The organism is Sphingobium agrisoli (assembly GCF_041877245.1).
Classification (GTDB): domain Bacteria; phylum Pseudomonadota; class Alphaproteobacteria; order Sphingomonadales; family Sphingomonadaceae; genus Sphingobium.
The window spans coordinates 346,557-367,571 of record NZ_JBHDJI010000001.1 but is presented as its reverse complement, the minus strand read 5'-3'; the positions used below and the strand labels follow the sequence as shown (position 1 = coordinate 367,571).

The 21,015-nt window shown below is 66.0% G+C and carries 19 protein-coding genes and 1 pseudogene; 10 read left to right on the top strand and 10 right to left on the bottom strand.

The annotated features are described in order from the left end of the window. Positions 1-20 precede the first annotated feature (20 nt). Entirely contained in the window at positions 21-1,367 is a 1,347-nt protein-coding gene (gene gor / locus ACETPF_RS01705) for a glutathione-disulfide reductase (RefSeq protein ID WP_373932533.1), read from the top strand. Positions 1,368-1,421: 54 nt separating this feature from the next. Here the strand turns inward: gor and ACETPF_RS01700 are convergent, their stop codons facing one another. Continuing rightward, entirely contained in the window at positions 1,422-3,245 is a 1,824-nt protein-coding gene (locus ACETPF_RS01700) for a DUF885 domain-containing protein (RefSeq protein ID WP_373932532.1), read from the bottom strand. Positions 3,246-3,367: 122 nt separating this feature from the next. Here ACETPF_RS01700 and ACETPF_RS01695 point away from each other — a divergent pair, with 122 nt between their 5' ends. Next, entirely contained in the window at positions 3,368-4,183 is an 816-nt protein-coding gene (locus ACETPF_RS01695) for an HpcH/HpaI aldolase/citrate lyase family protein (protein ID WP_373932531.1), read from the top strand. Positions 4,184-4,337: 154 nt separating this feature from the next. Further along, the gene (locus tag ACETPF_RS01690; protein WP_373932530.1) at positions 4,338-7,271 is read left to right on the top strand and encodes a TonB-dependent receptor plug domain-containing protein; all 2,934 of its coding nucleotides are present in this window, start codon (positions 4,338-4,340) and stop codon (positions 7,269-7,271) included. A 47-nt stretch (positions 7,272-7,318) separates the two neighbouring features. On the opposite strand, the gene ACETPF_RS01685 is transcribed toward ACETPF_RS01690, so the two are convergent. Both ACETPF_RS01685 and ubiG read right to left on the bottom strand, forming a co-directional pair. Then, a complete protein-coding gene (locus ACETPF_RS01685) occupies positions 7,319-7,810 on the bottom strand; it encodes a hypothetical protein (RefSeq protein WP_373932529.1) in 492 nt (163 codons plus the stop codon). A gap of 143 nt (positions 7,811-7,953) precedes the next feature. Continuing rightward, positions 7,954-8,685 carry a bifunctional 2-polyprenyl-6-hydroxyphenol methylase/3-demethylubiquinol 3-O-methyltransferase UbiG gene (gene ubiG / locus ACETPF_RS01680; protein WP_373932528.1) on the bottom strand — a complete coding sequence of 244 codons (732 nt, stop codon included), beginning with the start codon at positions 8,683-8,685 and terminating at the stop codon, positions 7,954-7,956. A gap of 233 nt (positions 8,686-8,918) precedes the next feature. Here ubiG and ACETPF_RS01675 point away from each other — a divergent pair, with 233 nt between their 5' ends. The 3 genes from ACETPF_RS01675 (at position 8,919) to ACETPF_RS01665 (ending at position 11,878) form a co-directional block, all read left to right on the top strand. Then, complete coding sequence (locus tag ACETPF_RS01675; RefSeq protein WP_373932527.1) at positions 8,919-10,187, top strand: aspartate kinase; 1,269 nt, start codon at positions 8,919-8,921, stop codon at positions 10,185-10,187. A 123-nt stretch (positions 10,188-10,310) separates the two neighbouring features. Then, positions 10,311-10,799: a 5-(carboxyamino)imidazole ribonucleotide mutase gene (purE, locus tag ACETPF_RS01670; RefSeq protein ID WP_373932526.1), complete on the top strand. Its 489-nt coding sequence runs from the start codon at positions 10,311-10,313 to the stop codon at positions 10,797-10,799. A gap of 8 nt (positions 10,800-10,807) precedes the next feature. After that, positions 10,808-11,878: a 5-(carboxyamino)imidazole ribonucleotide synthase gene (locus tag ACETPF_RS01665; protein WP_373932525.1), complete on the top strand. Its 1,071-nt coding sequence runs from the start codon at positions 10,808-10,810 to the stop codon at positions 11,876-11,878. 4 nt (positions 11,879-11,882) lie between these two features. Here ACETPF_RS01665 and ACETPF_RS01660 read toward each other — a convergent pair whose 3' ends face one another. Both ACETPF_RS01660 and ACETPF_RS01655 read right to left on the bottom strand, forming a co-directional pair. Beyond that, the gene (locus ACETPF_RS01660) at positions 11,883-13,055 is read right to left on the bottom strand and encodes a BaiN/RdsA family NAD(P)/FAD-dependent oxidoreductase (protein WP_373932524.1); all 1,173 of its coding nucleotides are present in this window, start codon (positions 13,053-13,055) and stop codon (positions 11,883-11,885) included. Between the two features lies 1 nt (position 13,056). Then, positions 13,057-13,512, bottom strand: a complete 456-nt coding sequence (locus ACETPF_RS01655; protein ID WP_373932523.1) for a YaiI/YqxD family protein — start codon at positions 13,510-13,512, stop codon at positions 13,057-13,059. Between the two features lie 252 nt (positions 13,513-13,764). On the opposite strand from ACETPF_RS01655, the pseudogene ACETPF_RS01650 reads away from it, so the two are divergent. Beyond that, a pseudogene (locus ACETPF_RS01650) lies at positions 13,765-13,975 on the top strand (DUF6456 domain-containing protein); the annotation flags it as partial. Between the two features lie 176 nt (positions 13,976-14,151). On the opposite strand, the gene ACETPF_RS01645 reads toward ACETPF_RS01650, so the two are convergent. From ACETPF_RS01645 to ACETPF_RS01625, 5 genes are all read right to left on the bottom strand, one after another. Continuing rightward, positions 14,152-14,583, bottom strand: a complete 432-nt coding sequence (locus ACETPF_RS01645) for a hypothetical protein (protein WP_373932522.1) — start codon at positions 14,581-14,583, stop codon at positions 14,152-14,154. Positions 14,584-14,797: 214 nt separating this feature from the next. Further along, positions 14,798-15,340 (bottom strand): NUDIX hydrolase, encoded by a 543-nt coding sequence (locus ACETPF_RS01640; RefSeq protein ID WP_373932521.1) that lies wholly within the window; start codon positions 15,338-15,340, stop codon positions 14,798-14,800. Continuing rightward, a complete protein-coding gene (locus ACETPF_RS01635; RefSeq protein ID WP_373932520.1) occupies positions 15,337-16,014 on the bottom strand; it encodes a TPM domain-containing protein in 678 nt (225 codons plus the stop codon). The genes ACETPF_RS01640 and ACETPF_RS01635 overlap by 4 nt, the downstream gene beginning before the upstream one ends. Then, positions 16,014-16,841, bottom strand: a complete 828-nt coding sequence (locus ACETPF_RS01630; RefSeq protein WP_373933044.1) for a TPM domain-containing protein — start codon at positions 16,839-16,841, stop codon at positions 16,014-16,016. The genes ACETPF_RS01635 and ACETPF_RS01630 overlap by 1 nt, the downstream gene beginning before the upstream one ends. Before the next feature lie 100 nt (positions 16,842-16,941). Continuing rightward, positions 16,942-17,544, bottom strand: coding sequence for a LemA family protein (locus ACETPF_RS01625; RefSeq protein ID WP_373932519.1), 603 nt, complete (start codon positions 17,542-17,544; stop codon positions 16,942-16,944). 105 nt (positions 17,545-17,649) lie between these two features. Here ACETPF_RS01625 and mscL point away from each other — a divergent pair, with 105 nt between their 5' ends. The 3 genes from mscL (at position 17,650) to ACETPF_RS01610 (ending at position 21,008) form a co-directional block, all read left to right on the top strand. Then, positions 17,650-18,087 (top strand): large conductance mechanosensitive channel protein MscL, encoded by a 438-nt coding sequence (gene mscL, locus ACETPF_RS01620; RefSeq protein ID WP_373932518.1) that lies wholly within the window; start codon positions 17,650-17,652, stop codon positions 18,085-18,087. A 145-nt stretch (positions 18,088-18,232) separates the two neighbouring features. Further along, positions 18,233-18,502 (top strand): hypothetical protein, encoded by a 270-nt coding sequence (locus ACETPF_RS01615; protein WP_373932517.1) that lies wholly within the window; start codon positions 18,233-18,235, stop codon positions 18,500-18,502. A gap of 139 nt (positions 18,503-18,641) precedes the next feature. Beyond that, positions 18,642-21,008 (top strand): chemotaxis protein CheA, encoded by a 2,367-nt coding sequence (locus ACETPF_RS01610; RefSeq protein WP_373932516.1) that lies wholly within the window; start codon positions 18,642-18,644, stop codon positions 21,006-21,008. Positions 21,009-21,015 lie beyond the last annotated feature (7 nt).

Sequence of the window (21,015 nt, the reverse complement as noted above, 5' to 3'; positions counted from 1 at the left end):
CAAAGCAGCGGAGGCGGTTCATGAGCGACTATGACTACGACCTTTTCGTCATCGGCGCGGGGTCCGGGGGCGTGCGGGCGTCGCGCGTGGCAGCGGCGCACGGCGCGAAGGTCGCGGTGGCGGAGGAGTTTCGGGTCGGCGGCACCTGCGTCATCCGGGGCTGCGTGCCCAAGAAGCTGCTCATCTATGGCGCGCATTTCGCCGAGGATCTGAAGGACGCGCGCCGCTTTGGCTGGGACGTGCCCGAATGCGGCTTTGAATGGGCGACGCTGCGCGACAATGTGCTGGCGGAGGTCGATCGGCTGGAAGGGCTGTACGGCAATACGCTCGACAACCACAAGGTCGACGTGATCCGCGAACGCGCGGTCCTTACCGGTCCGCATGGCGTGAAGCTGGCGAGCGGGCGCGAGGTGAGCGCCAAGGTCATCCTGGTCGCGACCGGCGCTTGGCCGATCCGGCCCGAGATCGAGGGGGCGGAGTATGGCATCACGTCCAACGAAGTATTCCACCTGCCCGAATGTCCCGGCCGGATCGTGATAGTGGGGGGCGGCTATATCGCCAACGAATTTGCCGGCATCTTCCATCAGCTGGGCAGCCATGTGACGATGGTCAACCGGGGTAGCGACCTGCTGCGCGGATATGACGCACAGATCCGCGACCGGCTGCTCCAGATTTCGATGACCAAGGGCATCAATTTCCGCTTCAATGCGAAGATGGAGCGGATCGAAAAGAACGACGATGGGACGCTGTCCGTCCGGTTCGAGAGTGGCGATCCGGTCGCGGCGGACGTGGTGATGTTCGCCACCGGGCGGCGGCCGCATACCGAAGGGCTGGGGCTGGATACGGCCGGGGTCGAGTTGAACGACAAGGGCGCGATCAAGGTCGACGAGTATAGCCGCACGAGCTGCGAAAGCATCTATGCGGTCGGCGACGTTACCGACCGGCTGCAGCTGACCCCGGTCGCGATCCGGGAGGGGCACGCCTTCGCCGACACGGTGTTCGGCGGCAATCCGCGCACGGTCGATTATGGCTGCGTGCCGTCGGCCGTATTCAGCCATCCGCCGCTGGCGGGCGTCGGCATGACCGAGGCGGAAGCGCGCAACAAGCTGGGGACGGTCAAGATCTACACCTCGGATTTCCGGCCGATGAAGAATGTCTTGGCCGGCCGTGACGAGCGGGCGCTCTACAAGATGGTGGTGGACGCGACGACCAACCGGGTGGTGGGGCTGCACATGATCGGGCCGGATGCGCCCGAGATATTGCAGGCCGCCGCCATCGCGGTGAAGGCCGGGCTGACCAAGCAGGACTTCGACGATACGGTCGCGCTGCATCCGAGCATGGCGGAGGAGCTGGTGCTGCTGAAGTAACGCCATGCGCCCCGGTGCAGGGGGGAGGATGCTTCGCGATCGGTCCTCAACGCGTTAGGCGCGCCGCCCCTGCACCCATGCGTCGACATTCGCCGCCAGCACCGTCATCGGCACGCCGCCGCCCTTCACCACCGCGTCGTTGAACAGACGGAAGTCGAACCTGTCGCCCAGCGACTTCTGCGCCGCCGCGCGGAGGCGCACGATCTCCCCATGGCCGACCTTGTAGCCGCACGCTTGCCCCGGCCACGCGCAATAGCGATCGACCTCGCCCTGCACATCTTCGACTGTCGAGCCGTTGGTGCTCGCGAACCAGTGGATCGCCTGATCGCGTGTCCAGCGTTTCGCGTGAAGGCCGGTGTCCACCACCAGCCGGCAGCAGCGATAGGCGATCGACTGGAGATAGCCCAGCCGCCCCGCGGCATCGCCCTCATACACGCCCAGTTCGTCGCCCAGTTGTTCGGCATAGAGCGCCCAGCCCTCCGAATAGGCGTTGAAGGCGAGAAGCGAGCGGATCAGCGGCAGTTTGTAGGTATATTCGCCCTGCCAAATATGGCCGGGGATGCCTTCATGGAAGCAGAGGGTGGGCAGCGCGTAGCGCGGCCAGATGCTGGTATCGCGCAGGTTGATATAATAATTGCCCGGCACGCTGCCGTCGATCGAGCCCGCCCCGGCATAGGCGCCCGGCGCGCCCGCCTCGATCTCCACCGGCACGCGCTTGACGATCAGCTTGGCGGGCACCAGCGTCGCGAAGGCGCGCGGCAGGCGGGTGCGGATGTCGGCCAGGCGACCGTCGATATAGCTCAGGATCTGCGCGCGGCCCTTGTCGTCGTTCGGGAAGAGATATTGTGGATCCTTGCCCATAGCGGTCATGCGTTCGCCGACCGTGCCCTTCGTCATCCCCAGCCCCTTGAGCAGGCCGTCCATCTGCGCTTGCAGCGCGGCGAGTTGGTCGAGACCGAGCTGATGCACCTCGTCCGGGGTCGTGCGGGTGGTGGTGCCCGCTTGCAGCGCCCAGGCGTAATAAGCGTCCCCCTGCGGCAGTTTCCACACGCCCGCGTCCATGGTCGCGGTAGCGCGCTGGCGCTGGAGTTCGGCGATCTGCGCGGCGAGCGCGGGGGCGACCTTGTCCTTGACGATGGCGGCGGCCTTCGCGCCATAGTCGCCTGCCATGTCCTTCGTGCGGCGCGCGATGGAGGCGACCGGCACCCATTGCTCGACCGGCTGCGCCTGCACGGCGGCCATCTGCTTCAGCGTCTTGTCGAGCAGGAAGGCTGGCGCGACCACGCCGATGCCAGCGTCATGGCGCAGCCGTTCGGTCTCGCCGGCGAGATTGGCGGCATAGGCGGAGAGGCGGGCCAGATAGGCGTCGGCGTCCGCCCGGTCCTTGATCCCGTGGTTGCTGTCGAGGAAATCGGGCGTCTCGACGAAGCTGCCGGTATTTTGCGCCACCGCATAGGGGCTGTTGCGATAGGACCAGTTGCTGTTCATCATCGCCATGTCGCCGAAGGGGAAGGCGAAGCCCTGCGCTGCCAGTTCATGCGCGGCGAGCACGACATCGACATCGGTGCGGGTGGTGGGCGACAGCGCCGCGCGATCCACCGCGCGCAGCCGGGCGAGGCGTTCCTTCACATGGGCGGCGATCCGCGCCTGGCCCGCCGGGCTCTTGTCGCCCAGCCGGCTCTTGAGCGCCGCGCGCGCGCCGGTGTCGATGCCAAGGCCGCTGGCGGTTTCCGGTGCATCGGCCAGCATCGCTTCGGCCATGTCGGCGAGCATCGCTTGCGCTGAAGCATCCGCGCTCTGGGCCGCGCGGGCGGGCAAGGCGGCGAGGGCCAGGGCGGAAGAGCCGGCGATCATGACATCGCGGCGATTATAGGACATGGCGGGAGGCTCCAGGATGATGTGCCGCTCACCTTTGCATATTATCCGGCCGCACGAAAAGGGGCTGGCCTCGCGCGCCAGCCGGGCTAAGCAGGCGCCAGTCTGACCCAAGGAGACGCCCCATGCTGCTGCGCCACGCCCGTTCGCTGCTGTTCCTGCCCGCGTCCAACCCGCGTGCCATCGCCAAGGCGCGGTCGCTCCCCTGCGACATGGTGATACTGGACCTTGAGGATTCGGTCCCCGATGACGCCAAGCAGACCGCGCTCGACGGCGCGATCGCGGCGCTGGGCGAGGGGTTCGGCGGCCGGCTGGTGGCGGTGCGGATCAATGTCGAGGGGACGCCCACGCACGGGACCGAGATGATCGCGCTCAAGGGCGCCCCGGCCGACTATGTCGTGCTGCCCAAGGTCGAGCATCCCAACCAAGTTCGGGATGTCTTCAGCGTCGCGCAAAAGCCCGTCATCGCCATGATCGAAAGCGCCAAGGGCGTTCTCGCCGCGCCTTCCATCGCGGCGGGGGAGGGGTGCGCCGGCCTCTTCATGGGCAATAACGATCTTCGCAAGGATCTGGGCATCCCGCCTTCGGCCGGTCGCGGGGGCCTTGGTCATGCGATGCAGGCGGTGGTGCTGGCGGCGCGGGCGGCGGGCATTGCCGTGTTCGACGGCGTGTTCAACCGGCTGGAGGATGAAACCGGCCTGGAGGCCGAATGCGCCGAGGGTCATGCCCTGGGCTTCGACGGCAAGACCCTGATCCACCCCAGCCAGGTGACCGTCGCCAATCAGGTGTTCGGCCCCGACGCGCAGGCGGTCGCCGACGCCCGCCGCCTGGTCGAGGCGGCGACTGGCGGCGCGGAACGGTTCGAAGGCCGGATGATCGAGACGATGCATGTCGAGGAAGCACAGGCGCTGATCGCGCGGGCGGAGGCGGTGGGGGGCTGAAGCGCGCATGGAGACTGTTGCACTGATGTGACACACCCCTGCTAAAAGCGCCGTCGGAGGCTCCATAAGGCGCACAAACATTGATCTATTTCACCATTTCGAGCGTTTTCGGTGGATCGGCTCGCAGGGGCGAGCGGGAATAAAGGGGTCCATCATGCTGCATCGCTCTGCCTTTGTGGTGCGCCGGCTGCTCGCCGCCAGCGCGCTTTCGACCTTGTTCGCTTGCCCGGTGATGGCGCAGGATGCCGCCCCTGCCGACAATGACGACACCATCGTCGTCACCGGCAGCCGCATCCAGCAGTCCGGCTACAATCTCGCCAACCCGCTGGTGACTGTTACCGCAGAGACGCTGGAGCAGGCGGGCAATGTGCAGATCATCGACACGCTGCGGCAGAACCCCGCTCTGATCGCGTCGTTCGGCGGGGCGCAGACGTCCGGATCGAATTCGGATTTCGGGGCGGTCGGCGTGCAGCTTCTCAACCTGCGTGGTCTTGGCGAGCAGCGCACGCTCGTGCTGGTCAACGGCCGCCGTCATGTCGCGAGCCTTGCCGGCACGGCGGCCGTCGACATCAACACCATCCCAACCGATTTGATCGACGGCGTCGACGTGCTGACCGGCGGGGCCTCCGCCATTTATGGCGCGGACGGCGTGTCGGGCGTGGTCAATTTCCGCCTGAAGCGCGATTTCGACGGTTTGCTCGCGAGCGGGCAGATCGGCATTTCCAGCCGGGGCGACGCCGGCCAGCGTTATGGCTCCATCACCTATGGCAAGAATTTCGCCGACGGGCGCGGCAACATCGCCCTGTCCTACGAATATCGCGATCAGGATCGCCTCAGCAGCTTCGCTCGCGAACGCACCGGTAACCCTCTCAAGACCTTCGGCATCGTCCGCAACCCGGCGGATTTTCCCGACGATCCCGCTGTCCCCGACCGAATCCCGTTCAACGATCTGCGCTATGCCGACAGTTCGCTCGACGGCGCGGTCGATCTCGACCTGGACGGAATTCCCGATTTCACCGGCTCAGGCAAAGTCTATGATCGCGGCCTGTTGCTGCGGTCGTCGGGCGGGTTGACGCAGGGCGGGGACAGCACGCCGCTCGCGGGCTATCAGGGCGATCTGCAAGCGGCGAACCGCGTTCACAACATCAACCTGCTGTCGCATTACGACTTCAGCGACGCGGTCAAATTCTTCCTTGAAGCGAAATATGTGAAGAACCGCACCTTCACCCTCGCGCAGCCCTCGTTCGACTTCTTCACCTATCTCTCGCCCGACAATCCCTATCTTCAGGATCGCTACGCCGGCATCGCCGACACCTCTCAGGGCGCGCTCATCTCGCGCGACAATTTCGACCTCGGCGTGCGGGGCGAACGCAACGATCGCGAGACGATGCGCTTCGTCGGCGGGTTCGAGGGGGCGATCAGCGATCATGCCCGCTACGAGTTGTCCTACACGTACGGCCAGACCAAATCGAGGGTGCTGCTGACCGATTACCGCATCGGCGATCGCTACTGGGCGGCGATCGACGCGGTGCGCGATCCGGCGAGCGGACAGATCGTCTGCCGTTCGACGCTGGACCCCACCGCCAACATCAATCCGGACAATTATGACGCCCCTGCCACCACCTTCACCCCTGGGGCGAATGGCGGTTGCCGCCCGCTCAACCTGCTGGGCAATGGCGTGCGGGACCAGGCGGCGCTCGACTGGGTCAACGCCGACATCCTCAACCGCGCCAAATTGCAGCAGCATGTCGTTTCGGGATCGATCAACGGCGATTTTGGCCAGTTCTTCGAGCTGCCCGGCGGTCCGGTCAGGTTTGCGCTGGGCGCCGAATATCGCAAGGAGAAGAGCACGTTCCGCACCGATCCGCTGCTCAAGACCGGCGCGCTCGCCGATTTTTCCGCGCAGCAGGACGAAAGCGGCAGCTTCGACGTCAAGGAAGCCTTTGCCGAATTGTCGGTGCCGCTGCTCAAGGAGATGCCTTTCGCGCATAATCTGAGCTTCGGCGCGGCGATCCGCCTGTCCGACTATTCGACCATCGGCAAGACGACGACCTGGAAGGTGGACGGCACCTATGCGCCGATCCCGGACATCGCGTTCCGGGGTACATGGTCCGAAGCGGTGCGCGCGCCCAACATCACCGAGCTTTTCGCGCCGCTGAACGGCGGCTTTTCGTTCATCGGCGATCCCTGCGATCCGGTTTACATCACCGAAGGCACCCAATATCGCGCCGCCAATTGCCAGGCGACGCTGTCCGCGCTCGGCCTGAGCCCCGCGCAGATTGCCGCCTTCAACCCGGAAAATGATCCGACCGCGACCGTCAGCCTGCCGGGCAACAGCGGCGGCAACCGCAACCTGCGCGAGGAGACGGCCCGCACCTGGACCGCCGGCGTCGTGCTGCGGCCCGGCTTCCTGCCCGGCCTCGTCGCCTCGTTCGACTGGTACGACATCAAGCTCAAGAACGCGATCAACACCGCTACGGCGGAGGAGGTCGCCGAACTCTGCGTCGATCAGCCGAGCCTCGACAACCAGTTTTGCGGCAACATCTCGCGCGATCCGTCGACCGGCTATATCAATGGCTGGTTCGTCCAGCCGCAGAATGTCGCCAGCTTCCGCACGTCGGGCGCGGACTTCAAGCTCAACTATAAGTTCCAGACCAGTGGGGCGGGCAAGTTCTCGATCGGCCTGGTCGGCGGCTATCTCAACAAGCTGGAATTCATCCCGACGCCCGGCGCGCAGGTCGACGTCGATCGGCTGGAAGCCTATTATCCCAAGTGGAACGCGACCGGCGACATCACCTGGCAGCTCGACAAGCTGACCGTCAACTACGGCGTCAGCTGGTTCAGCAAGACCCGCCGCTACACCACCGAGGAACTTGCGGCCAACCCCGACCTATCCGACCCCAAATATTTCTGGTACAAGGAAAAATGGCAGCACGACATTTACGTCGCCTACGACGTGGATGAACGCTTCCGCTTCTTCCTGGGCGCGAACAACCTGTTCGACCAGCAGCCCGCCATCGCCTCGTCAAACTATCCGATCAGCTATGTCGGCCGCTATATGTATGCCGGTGCGAAGATCACGATGTAAACGGGTGGGGGCGGGTCGTCGTGGCCCGCCCCGGGCCGCCGCCGCGCTCAGCGGCCGGTATTTTTGTTGACGCAATTTTCCATCGCGACGAACACATTCGTCATATCGACTCCCTGCGTCAGCCATTTGAACCGGACGCCGTCATAGTCGATCTCGATGGAGCTTTTCGCCTTCATGATCGCATCCACCATCTGGTTCGACAGCTTGGTGCCGGGACGCTGGACATTGCCGTTGCCGGCCACGATTTCGCCCTGCGCGCCGTCCAGCCCGATCTTGAGCTGGGGCGCCAGCCCCTTGTATGCATGCCCGGGGATGCTCACCCAATAGGTGCGATCGACCGCGAACCAGGCGATCCGCATCATCCCGCCCGGTCCGTTGATGTCGGCGGCGCAGCGGCTGAACTTTCCGCCTTCGTTGATCATGGTGATCTGGAACGGCCCCTGCTGCCCATATTTGGCCGCGGCATATTGGGCAGGCGCGGCAGTGGGCGCCGCGACGAGCAAAGCGGTTGCGGCGAAAATGACGGTGCGTGCGGTCATCGATCTGGCCCCCCCTAATAGCCTGGACGTGACAAAAGGGGCGGCGCGTCATCCTCCCCCCGCTGCACCCCCCGGCGCAGCCTTTGGTCCAGTGTCGAGATGTAGAAGCCGCCCGAAAGTTGCGCAAGAGGAACGATAGGCGATCAGCCGGCGTGCCGCGCTGTTAGCAAATAGTTGATCGCCTTGTTGTCGGACAGGACGAAGCCGCGCGCCGGATCGAAGGTCAGGCCGCTGCTGTCCACCACCTCCAGCCCCGCGCCGGTCAGCAGATCGGTCAGCTCTTCCGGGCTCAGGAACTTGCCCCAGTCGTGAGTCCCTTTGGGGATGCCGCCGATGCTTTCGCCAATGGTGATCATCGCCAGGCGGGAGAGGGGGGTGCGGTTGGGGGTGGACAGGATCAGCAGCCCATCGGGGGAAAGCCGGTCGGCAAGCGCCGCGACGAAACCCGCCGGATCGGCGACATGCTCGATCACTTCCATCGAGGTGACGAGATCGAAACGCTCGCCCGCCAGTTGCTCGACCGGGGTCGCGCGATAGTCGATCACCAAAGCTTGGCTGATGGCGTGCTCCTGCGCCACCGCGACATTCTCCAGCGCCGCGTCCAGCCCCGTCACCCGCGCGCCGAGGCGCGCCAGCGGCTCCGTAAGCAGGCCCGCGCCACACCCGACATCGAGCGCGCTCTTGCCGGCAAGCGGGCGAAAGCTCTGCTCAGCCCCCGGCCACTGGCGGTCGACCGCCGCACGGATGTAGCGCAGGCGTACCGGGTTCAGCTTGTGCAGCATGGCGCTCGATCCAGCGGGATTCCACCAATCGGCGGCCATCTCGCCGAAATGGGCGGCTTCTTTCGGGTCGATCGTCGCGGCTGGCTTTGTCATGCCGTCTCTATAGGCGGCCGCCGGCCCGCTGCCTAGCTGCCGCCGGCCTTGTCCTCTTCGTTCAGCCGTTCGCGCAGGTCGCGCGTCGCCTGCTCGGTGTGGGCGATCTCGGTCGGCTCGCGGTGCTGCTGGTTCCCCTCGCTTGCCATATCTGCCGCGACTGCTAATAGGAGCGCCGTTTTCGCCCCTTGGGGACATATTCTTTCACGCACATAGGGTGGTTCGACAAGCAAATGGCGCGCATCGTGATGAAATTCGGCGGCACCTCCATGGCGGGGATGGAGCGAATTCGCAACGTGGCCGCGCGCGTGAGGCATGTCGTCGGGCAGGGGCATCAGGTCGCTGTCGTCGTGTCCGCCATGGCGGGGGAGACCGACCGTCTGGTGGGCTTTTGCAAGGAAGCCTCGCCGCTCTACGACCCGGCCGAATATGATGTCGTCGTCGCCAGCGGCGAGCAGGTGACGAGCGGTCTCCTTGCCATGACATTGAAGGCCATGGGTGTGGACGCGCGCAGCTGGCTCGGCTGGCAGCTTCCGATCCGCACGATCGAGGCCCATGCCAAGGCGCGCATCTCGACCATCGAGACCGAAGCGCTGGTCGCCGCGATGCAAGCCGGGCAGGTCGCGGTCATCCCCGGTTTTCAGGGCATGATGGACGACGGCCGGGTATCGACGCTGGGCCGGGGCGGTTCGGATACGTCGGCGGTGGCGGTCGCGGCGGCGGTGAAGGCGGATCGCTGCGACATCTATACCGATGTCGACGGCGTCTATACCACCGACCCGCGCATCGTCGCCCGCGCCCGCAAGCTGGACCTCGTCACCTATGAGGAGATGCTGGAACTCGCCTCGGTCGGCGCCAAGGTGCTCCAGACCCGCTCGGTCGGTCTCGCCATGAAGGAAGGCGTGGTCGTGCAGGTGCTGTCCTCCTTCGATGATCCCACCCAGGACGACCTTCCCGGCACGCTGATCGTGAGCGACGAGGAACTGGACGCCAAGCTCAAGGAAACCAAGATGGAACGGCAACTCATCACCGGCATCGCCCACGACAAGAACGAGGCGAAGATCATCGTCACCCGCGTGCCCGACAAGCCGGGCGCGGTCGCCAGCATCTTCGGTCCGCTGGCGGACGCGGCCATCAATGTCGACATGATCATCCAGAACGACAGCAAGGAGAAGGAGGAGACCGATGTCACCTTCACCGTGCCGCGCGCCGACCTCGCCCGCAGCGTCGACATATTGGAGGCAAACAAGGAAAAGATCGGCTTCCGCCGCGTCATCACGGACGTCGAGGTCGCCAAGATCAGCGTCGTGGGCGTGGGCATGCGCAGCCATGCCGGCGTCGCCGCGACGATGTTCAAGACGCTGGCCGATCGCGGTATCAACATCGAAGCGATCTCGACCAGCGAAATCAAGGTCAGCGTGCTGATCGACGAGGACGAAACCGAACTGGCCGTGCGCGTGCTGCACACCGCCTACGGCCTGGACGCGCCGGCGGCCTCGTAAGCGGTCTGCCGCGTCCTCCCCGCCCGTGGCCCTATTTTGCGATTTGCCCAATCTGTTCGCGGACGCTAAGGGGCTTGGCTTTCCGGGCGGCCAAATGCGCCGCTCAGGCAGGGGAAGCAGGCAATGAGCGGGGCGGTGGCAGTCGGCATCATCATGGGGTCGCGGTCCGACTGGGACACCATGCGCCATGCCACCGAGACGCTCGAAGCGCTGGGCGTGACGCATGAGTGCAAGGTCGTATCGGCCCACCGCACGCCGCAGCGGCTTTACGACTATGCCACCGGAGCGGCCGGGCGCGGCCTCAAGGTCATTATCGCGGGCGCTGGCGGCGCCGCGCATCTGCCGGGCATGGCGGCTTCCATGACGCGGCTGCCGGTGCTGGGCGTGCCGGTGGAGTCCAAGGCATTGAAAGGCATGGATTCGCTGCTGTCCATCGTCCAGATGCCGGGCGGCATTCCTGTCGGCACGCTGGCGATCGGGAAGGCGGGCGCGATCAATGCGGGATTGCTCGCCGCGGCCATCCTCGCCACCGGCGATCCCGCGCTGGCCGAACGACTGGAGGCCTGGCGTGCGAAGCAGACCGACAGCGTCGCGGAAACGGTCGAGGACTGAGCGCGCGCATGACGACCATTGCTCCGGGCGCGACCATCGGCATCCTCGGCGGCGGCCAGCTTGGCCGGATGATCGCCATCGCGGCGGCGCAGCTTGGATATCGCACGCATATCTTCGCGCCGGAGGAGAGCGGTCCCGCGGCGGACGTTTCGCCCCGCTGGACGCGGGCTGAATATGTGGACGAGCGGGCACTCGCGGCCTTTGCCGATGGCGTGGATGTCGTCACCTATGAGTTCGAGAATATCGACCCGGCGGCAGTCGAGACGCTCGCCCATCATGGCCTCGTCCGGCCCGGCGCGCAGGCGCTCAGGGTGGCGCAGGACCGGATCGCCGAAAAGCGCTTCGTCTGCGATCTGGGCGGGTTGACCGCGCCGTTCGCGCCGGTCGAGAGCCTCGATGATCTGGAGGAGGCGCTGGAGGAGATCGGCAGCCGCGCGATCCTGAAAACCAACCGCATGGGCTATGACGGCAAAGGGCAGGCGCGCCTGTCGGAGCCGGGCGATGCGGTCGGGGCGTGGAATGCGATCGGGCGGCAGAGCGCGATCCTGGAAGGCTTCGTCACCTTTGCCGAGGAATTTTCGGTCATATTGGTGCGCGGCGCCGACGGGGAAGTGCGCTTCTGGGATTCGCCCGCGAACGTGCATGTCGATGGCATCCTCTCGACCTCGACCCTGCCGGCCGGGGCGTCGATCGGCGGGCAGGTGGAACGGGCGCGTCGCCTCGCGCAGCAGGTGGCCGACGCGCTCGACTATGTCGGGGTGCTGACGCTGGAGTTCTTCGCCAGCGCCGACGGCCCCGTCTTCAACGAGATGGCACCGCGCGTCCACAATAGTGGCCACTGGACGATCGAGGGCGCGGTGACGAGCCAATTCGAAAATCATGTCCGCGCGATCTGCGGCCTGCCATTGGGCGACACTGGGCTTGCCGCGCCGCATGTCGCGATGCGGAACCTGATCGGCGACGAGGCGCATGACTGGCCGGCGATCCTGTCCGACCCCGCCAATCATCTTCACCTCTACGGCAAGCACGATGCGCGGCCCGGCCGCAAGATGGGGCACGTTACCCGACTGACCTTCTGACGGGTCAGATCGCCTGGCCGGCTGCCCATCCGCTGGCCCAGGCCCATTGGAAATTATAGCCGCCGAGCCACCCGGTCACGTCCACCGCCTCGCCAATGGCGTAAAGGCCCTGCATCTTGGTCGCTTCCATCGACCGGGACGAAAGGCCCGACGTCGCAATCCCGCCGACGGTCACTTCGGCCTTGGCATAGCCTTCCGTGCCATTGGGCAGGAAGGCCCAGTCGGCGATGCGCGCGCCGGCCTGCCGCAGCGCCTTGTCGGAGAGGGCGCCGAGTTCGCCCTCAAGTCCCAGCCGCCCGAGAAGCGCGTCCGCCAGCCGCTCGGGGAGCGCCTGCGCCAACAGTCGGCGGAGGGGCAGGCGCGGGCTTTCGCGCTTTTCGGCGAGTAGCCAGTCCGCCGGACGATCAGGCAGGAAATCGACATGGATCTGCGTTCGATGCTGCCAATAACTGCTGATCTGGAGCATCGCCGGGCCGGAAAGGCCGCGATGGGTGAAGAGCGCCGCCTCGCGGAAACGGGTCTTGTTCCAGCGGACCACGACCTCCGTCGAGACTCCGGACAGCGAATTGAACAGCTGTTCGTCTGATCCCAAAGTCAGGGGCACGAGCGCCGGGCGGGGCTGCACCACCGACAGGCCGAAACGGCGGGCGACGTCATAGGCGAATCCAGTCGCGCCCAATTTCGGGATGGAGGGGCCGCCGGTCGCCAGTATCAGAGCGGGCGCGCGATGCTCTCGGTCGCCGACGGTCGCGCGGAACAGAGCGTCACCATGGTCGATGGCGGCGACGGGCTGGCCGAGCGCCATGGTGACGCTGCCCTTGGCGCATTCGTCGACCAGCATGGCGACGATCTGGCGAGCGGACCCGTCGCAGAAGAGCTGGCCCAGCGTCTTTTCGTGCCAGGCGATGCCATGTCGTTCCACTAACGCAATGAAATCGGCGGGCGTGTAGCGGCCGAGCGCCGATTTCGCGAAGTGCGGGTTGGCGGACAGATAGCGGTCGGCGGCGGTGTGGATGTTGGTGAAGTTGCACCGTCCGCCGCCGGAGATCAGGATCTTCTTGCCGGGCGCGTCGGCATGATCGACCAGCAGGACGCGCCGGCCGCGCTGTCCCGCGATTGCGGCGCACATCAGGCCGGCCGCGCCCGCGCCCAGGACGATCGCGTCATAACCGGCCATGTCAGCGCCCGCGCTTCAGGCGCACCAGCGCTTCATCCAGCGCCGAGAGGAAGCGCGAGCGGTCGGCTTTCGAGAAGGGCGCGGGGCCGCCGATGGCATCGCCCATCGCGCTGGCGCGCAGGTCCGCCATGATCGCGCGCGTCGCGACCGCCGCGCCGATCGAACTGGCCGTGAAGGGCTTGCCATTGGGGGCGATGACGACCGCGCCGGCCTTCAGGCAGCGATCGGCCAGCAATATGTCGGCCGTGACGCAGATGCTGGTGGCGTCCGCCCGCTCGGCGATCCAGTCGTCGGCGGCGTCGAACCCGTCGCTTACCACGACGCGGTCGACAAGGGGATGCGCGGGCACGCGGATCGGGCTGTTGCTGACGATCGTCACCGGCGCGCCATGCCGCCAGGCGACCTTGTAGATTTCCTCCTTCACCGGGCAGGCGTCGGCATCGACCAATATCTTCATGGCGCGGTGGTGCTCGGGTTGCAGGGTGCGCCAACCTGTTCCAGCGTCAGTTCCCTGGACTTGCGCACCTCACATGTGCGGGTGATCATCCTTGCCTCGTTCATGTAACCTATTTGGTTTTCCGCTTTCCTACAGTTTGCCCTGCGCGGCAAGGGGGCCTGTCTGGTTCGGCGATGGGGCGCGTGCTAATGGGCATGTCGCTGGTCAAGCAGGTGATCGGAGACCCGGCGGGGCGGCGGCGGACGAGGCGATCCGGCGCTGATGCAGATGGCGGCGCGCGAGCGGTTCGACGGGGCGGCCAGGGCGGCAGGGCCGGGGGCTGGCCGACATATTGTAGCGCGTGGTGTGCGCGGGCGAGGGGCTGGTCGCGGCGGGAAAGACGCTGGGCTGGCCGAGCCGCGCGGGGAAGCTGGTGCTGACGCTGGCGCTGGACCGGCTGGCGGGATGGTATCGGGTGCCGTAAGGGGGGCGGGGCGCCATCATCCTCCCCTCGCAGGGGAGGTGTCGCGCGCAAAGCGCGTGACGGAGGGGTGTTCACCTCTCGATAGCGCGACACCCCTCCACCATTCGCTTCGCAAACGGTCCCCCTCCCCTTGCAGGGGAGGATGGGAAACGATCAGAAATTGCCGTTTGTCGTCGTCAGTGAATGGCCGGTTGGCCCATATTCAGAACAAAAATAGCCCCGTCGGCCGGGCCGAAATTTTTGCAGATTATTTCCCCATCATAAACCACGCCTTCAATGGCGCTTCTAAGGGGCGAAGAGCTTAAATCCTCATAATTCTGCATTACTGTTGACGGGTTATAAAATTCGCTACTAAATATGATCAAGTAACGCTTTCTGTCTATGGTCCGCCGGGCAGGGAATTCTCCTTCCGCGTCCAACGAAAATTTACCCGAGATAATCGTGCCTTTTTGTCTAACAGGTGATACTATTTCGCACACGCCATCTAGGCTTCTATCCCAACTAGGGGCACTCGGCTCCAAAGCCGATAATCTCGTCGATTGACCACAAGAAAGTAGCAAAAGGCCTGAAATCGGCAATGAGGTTTTAGGCCAGCTTCGCATCTGCATCTCGCCGTTGCCGATAGATGTATGTGCCAGTCGAGATATCGCATGTCAAAGCGACTGCCATGTGAAAGCTAATTTTGAGGCCCATTCATCTCCGTCGTGCCAGCGTAGGCTGGCATCTCTATGTTCTGACGACGAGCTTGAAGAAAAACGGGATCCCAGTTTTCGCTGGGATGACGGGGAAGAGGGTCAGCTACTTGCCGCTTTTCCCGCTACGCTACGCCACCATGTCCGCGCCCAGAAGCACCAGCAGTTTGACGTCCATCGCGTAGCCCTCCGCGCGCCAGGCGGCTAGGCGCTGCGGGAGGTCCGCCAGCGGCACGCGGCGCACCACGATATCCTCGCCCGCGACGCCGCCGCCTGCGCCGGCTTTCGTGAGGCCGTGGGCGCGGAAGAGGGTGAAGCCTTCGGAGACCATGCCGGGTGAGCTGAAGAACTCGCCGAGCTGTTCCAGACGGTCGGGGCGGTAGCCGGTTTCTTCCTCCAGCTCGCGCGCGGCGGCGAGCGCGGCGTCCTCGCCCTCCTGCTCGTCGCCGACAAGGCCGGCGGGCAGTTCGATGCAGCGGCGGCCCAGGGGCACGCGATATTGATCGACCAGCAGGACGTGGCGGCCGCGCGCATCGTCGTCGATGGCGAGGATGACGGCGGCGTGGATGCCGCGCGTGCGGCTGACATATTCCCATTTGCCACGGGTCTTGGCGGCGATGAAGCGGCCCGCCCACATCGTCTGTTCGGGGGCATTGCGATCCGGGTCGGTCATAGTTCGATCAGCCTGTCGGGAAGCTCGTTGACGTCGTCGTCCGCGCGCGGGAAATGCTCCGCAAGGACGAGGCCGACGCGGCGCACGGCTTCCGCCAGCCCTTCGCCGGGGCGGCCATCGCGGATCGCGGCGATCAGCGCGGCCATGGCGTCGCCCCATACCTCCGGCGCGACCTTCTCGTTGATGGCGCGGTCGGCGACCAGCTCGGCGCGATGCTCGTCGAGGCTCAGATAGAGGAGGACGCCGGTGCGGCCCGTCGTGCGCGCTTCGGCGGCGGTGCGGAAGAGGAGGATGGCGCGGCGGCGGACGCGGCGGGCCTTGGTCGCCTTGGGCGTCACCAGCATCCGTAGGGGCATGATGGCGAGCAGGTAGCGGACGACCAGGAATTTGGCGATCAGGAGCGCGAGCAGGCCCATCAGCAGCTTCCAGTCGGCCAGCTCATGCTCCCAGTCGAGCAGCAGGGCGGAGAGGAAGGCGCGCAGATGGGCCGGGAAGGCCGCCGCGAAGGCGAGGGCGACGAATACCGTCGCCGCCGCCCAGCTCAGGCCCACATCATGGTAGGCGTCGGAGCGGCGGGCGACGATGGTGACGATCTCGCCGGAGGTGTGCGCTTCGGCCTGCGCCACGGCGGCGGAGACGAGGTCGTGGTCGGCCTGCGAAAGATGAAGCTGCATCACCAGTCCCCCGATGCGCCGCCGCCGCCGAAGCTGCCGCCGCCTGAAAATCCGCCCCCGGAAAAGCCGCCTCCCTCGCCGCTGCCCCAGCCGCCGCCCGATCCCCAGCCGCCCGAGCCGCTGCCCGGTCCCCAGATGATGATAGGGGGGGAACCGATGCCGCCGCTGCGGTAGCGCCGGCCGCCGCGCATCCGCGAGAGCAAAGGCAGGGCGACGAAGAAGACGACGAACAGGATGATCCAGAAGGCGATGATGCCGCCGCCGTCATCCTGCCGCCGCGCGTCCGCTTCCGCCTTTGCCGCCTGCGCGCGGGCTTCGTCGGGGGGGAGGGCGAGGAGCGTAGAGAGGGAGTCGACGCCGGCGGTGATGCCGCCCGCCATATCGCCCGCCTTGAAGCGCGGAGTGATGTCGCGCCGGATGATCTGGGACGAGAGCGCGTCGGTAAGGATGCCTTCGAGGCCATAGCCGACCTCGATGCGGACCTTGCGGTCGGCGGGCGCGACGATGAGGAGCGCGCCCTGGTCCTGCTTGTCGCCGATCCCCCAGGCGCGACCCAAGCGATAACCATAATCGGCTATGTCATAGCCCTGAAGGTCGGGAATGGTCGCGACGACCAGCGCGCGGCCGCTCGCCCGCTTTTGCGCGATGAGCTTCTGGCTGAGCGCCTGTTCTTGAGCTGGGTCAAGCAGGTTGGCGGCATCCACCACACCGCTGTCGTCGAATTTGGGGAAGTTCTGCGCCCCTGCCGCCGGCGCTAGGGCAAGCAGCAGCAGGGCGAGGAAGAGGACGACATATGTCCCTGATCGCCTTCCCCAGAACGAAGGCAGGGGCTCTTCGACTGACTGCTTGCAGCAGTCGCTCAGGACAGGCTTCGACAGGCTCAGGCCGAACGGAGGGTGGTGCGTTAAGGCGGAGAACACGTCCCGGTCAGTTGCCGAAGTCGACCTTGGGCGCTTCTTCCGCGCCGGGCGTGGTCGCCTGGAACGGGGTCATGGGCTTGGCGCCGTGGATCAGCTTCGCGCCGATGGCGTCGGGGAAGGTGCGGATGCGGGTGTTATAGGCCTGCACCGCGCCGTTATAGTCGCGGATGGCGACGGCGATGCGGTTCTCCGTGCCCTCCAGCTGCGACTGGAGCTGAAGGAAATTCTCGTTGGTCTTGAGGTCGGGATAGGCTTCGACCGAGGCGAGCAGACGGCCGAGGCCCTGGCTCAGCTGCGCCTGCGCCGCCTGATATTGCGCGACCTTGGCCGGATCGGACAGGTCTTCGGCGTTGATCTGGATGGAGGTCGCCTTCGCGCGGGCTTCGGTGACGCGGGTCAGCGTCTCCTGCTCCTGCTTGCCCGCCGCCTTCACGGTGGCGACGAGGTTGCCGGTCAGGTTGGCGCGGCGCTGATATTGCGCCTGCACGTCGGCCCATTTCGCCTTCGCCTCCTCTTCGGCGATGGGGACGCTGTTGATGCCGCAGGCGGACAGAGCCAGCGCGGCGGACAAGGGCAGCAGGACGGAACGCAGGGGGCGCAGAGCAGGCATGGATCATCCTCGGCTTTGTTTCGATATGGAAATAGGAGGTTGCCCCGCGCCGCGCAACGGGCCATCCAGCAATGGGCATATCAAGACAGGCAAGGGGCTTGATCCATGGGACTGATTTCCGAATTCAAGACGTTCATCAACCGGGGCAATGTGATGGACCTGGCGGTCGGCGTCATCATCGGCGGGGCGTTCGCCACCATCACCAAGTCGCTGACCGACGATCTGATCATGCCGGTGGTGGGGTGGATTTTCGGCGGCGTGGACTTTTCCCGCTACTTCATCCGGCTGGGGGCGATCCCCGAAGGGTTCAAGGGCAATCCGCAAAGCTATGCCGACCTGAAGGCCGCCGGGGTCGCGATGTTCGGGTGGGGCCAGTTCCTGACGGTGATGGTCAATTTCCTGATCCTGGCCTTCATCATCTTCCTGTTGGTGCGGACCATGAACCGGCTGACCGCCAAGCCCGAGGCAGCCCCGGAGGCTCCCGCGCCGACGCCGGAGGACATCGTGCTGTTGCGCGAAATCCGGGACAGCCTCAAAAAATAATCGTTTATGCGACGAAACGAGTTCACGGCCGGAACAATCCCTCATGCGGCCAGTTGATCGGCGTCAGGGTTGCCTATCGCAGTATGCGGAGCGGAACCCGTGCCGAACGACGTATGCCCCAGGGGGCGCAACAGGAGATAACGCCGTGAAAACCTTCGTCACTGTCCTTGGTATTGCCAGCATGGTCGCGCTGAGCGCCTGCGATTCCAAGCAGGAGAATAAGGTCGAGAACGCGTACGACAATCAGGCCGACGCACTCGACAACCAAGCGGACAATATGGAGGCCATGGCCGACAATCTGAGCGGCAACGCCGAAGCGGCCGCTGAAAATGCCGCCGACAAGCTGGAGAACAAGGCCGAAGCCACCCGCGAAGCGGGCGAGAAGGCCGAGGACGCGGTCGAAGAGAAGCAGTAAGCCTCTCAACCGATGCGAAGAGGGCGCGGCGAACAAGGGTTGCCGCGCCCTTTTTCGTGGGCTTGTCCTCCGCCTTTAACCGCCCCTTAACCACGCAGTCCCATGGTGCCCGGGCGCGCATTCCAGGGACCATGGTTGAATGGACGAGCTGTTACAGGAATTCATCTCCGAAACGCAGGAGACGCTGGAGGCGCTCGCCGGAGAGGTGGTCGCCTGGGAGGCCGACCCGGCCGACAGCGACCGGCTCGACGCGATCTTCCGATTCTTCCACACGGTCAAGGGAAGCTGCGGCTTCCTGAACCTGCCGCGCTTCGAGCGGCTGAGCCATGCGGCCGAGGATGTGCTGTCCGAAATCCGCGCCGGCAAGCGCAAGGCCGATCCCGCGACTGTGAGCGCGGTGCTGGGCGTCATGGACCGGATCGGTGAACTGGCCGAAGCGGTGGCCGTGGGCGCGGCGCTGCCGAGCGAGAATGACGACTTCCTGATCGCGGCGCTGACCGCGCAGGAGGAGGATGCGCCGGCTGAGGATGCCGAGAGCGCCGCGCCGGTGGCGGTCGCGCGCCAGGCCAGCGCCCAGTCCGGGCCGCGCACCATCCGCCTGCCGCTGACCCTGATCGACCAGCTGATGAATGGCGTGTCGGACATGGTGCTGGCGCGCAACGAATTGTCGCGCAAGCTGCGCGAGCGGTCGGCCGATCCCGAGCTGGACAATGTGTTCGAGCGGCTGTCGACCTGCGTCGCCGACATGCGCGACATCATTTCCAAGACACGGATGCAGCGGGTCGAGCGGCTGTTCGCCGCGATCCCGCGCATGGTCCGCGATCTTGGCCGCGACCTTGGCAAGCGGATCGAACTGACACTGGAAGGCGGCGACGTCGAGATGGATCGCGAGATGGTGGAGATGGTCGTCGATCCGCTCACCCATATCGTGCGCAACAGCATCGACCATGGCATCGAAACGCCGCAGGCGCGCCGCGCGGCGGGCAAGCCCGAAGCCGGCAGTCTGCGGCTGGAGGCGCGCCAGTCGGGGAACCAGATCGTCATCGCCATCGCCGACGACGGGGCGGGAATCGACACCGGGCGGTTGGTGGACAAGGCGATCGCGGCCGGACGGCTGACGCCCGACGCCGCCGCGCGGATGACCGAGCAGGAGAAGCTAGACCTCATTTTCCACGCCGGGGTTTCGACCGCAAGCAGGGTCACGGCCATTTCGGGGCGCGGCGTCGGCATGGACGTGGTGCGCGCCAACATCGAGCGGATCGGCGGCGTCATCGCGCTGGACAACGCGCCGGGCAGGGGGCTGTGCATCACGCTGCGCGTGCCGCTGACGCTGACGATCATTCCGGGGCTGATCATCCGGGCGGGCGGGCAGCATTTCGCGATCCCGCGCGCGGCGGTGGTCGAGATATTGCACGATAACAACGACATGCTTCAGGTGAGCGAAGTGGGCGGGGCGAAGATCGCCTCGATCCGGTCGGTGCGCCATTCGATGATCGACCTGGAGCATGTGCTGGGGCTCGAGAAGCCCGAGCAATCCGGGCCGCGCGCGGTGATGGTGGTGCGGTCCGCCACCGGCGTGCCCTTCGCCATGGGCGTGTCGGCGGTCGACAATCATGAGGAGCTGGTGATCCGCCCGGCTTCGCCGCTGGTGATGGCGAGCGGGCTTTATGCCGGCATGACATTGCCCGATAACGGCAAGCCGATGTTGCTGCTGGACGCCGCTGGCCTCGCCAACGCCGCCAACCTTTCCAATGTCGAGGATGATCGGGCCACGCGGGCGCAGGAAAGCGCGGCGCAGGAAAATGGCGCGGAGATGGTGCCGGCGCTGCGATTCGAGGAATTGTCGGGCGAGCGGCGGCTGCTGAAGCTGTCGCTGATCGAGCGGGTCGAGGACGTGGACACGTCGCTGTTCGGCCGGTCGGGCGGTCAGGCTTTCGTGCGGCTCGACGGGCGACTGGTGCCGGTCGCCAATGGGCTGTGGCAGTTCGACCGCCCCAGCGTTGCGGCGTTGCGGTTGCGCGATGACCGGCGCGAAGCCTGCTATCCGGTCGCGGCGGTGCTGGATATCGTCGAGATGCCCGCGGTGCCCGACATGGTGGCGATGCACGGGATGTTGAGCGGCGTCGCTGTGGTCGATGGCGAGCATCTGGAGGTCATCAATCCCTTCGCCTTGTTCGCCGCGCTGCCCGAGGAAGCGGACATGGGGCGCGCGCGAGGACGCTGCGTGCTGGCGGATGCCGAGGACGGATGGACGCGCGAGATATTGGCGCCGCTGCTGCGGCAGGCGGGGCATGACGTGGTCATGGGGCTGCCCGTCGACGGGCCGGTCGAGCCCGACGACATCGTGCTGTGCGGTGGCGCGGACGCGGCGCAGGCGGCCGAGGTCATGGGATGCCGGGTGGTGCAGCTGCGCGCCTCGCCGCGCCCGGTGGGACCGCGGGACGGCAGCATCTATCGCTACGACCAGGCCGCGCTGATGGCGGCGATCGCGGGGGGCAGGAGGTGAGCGCGAT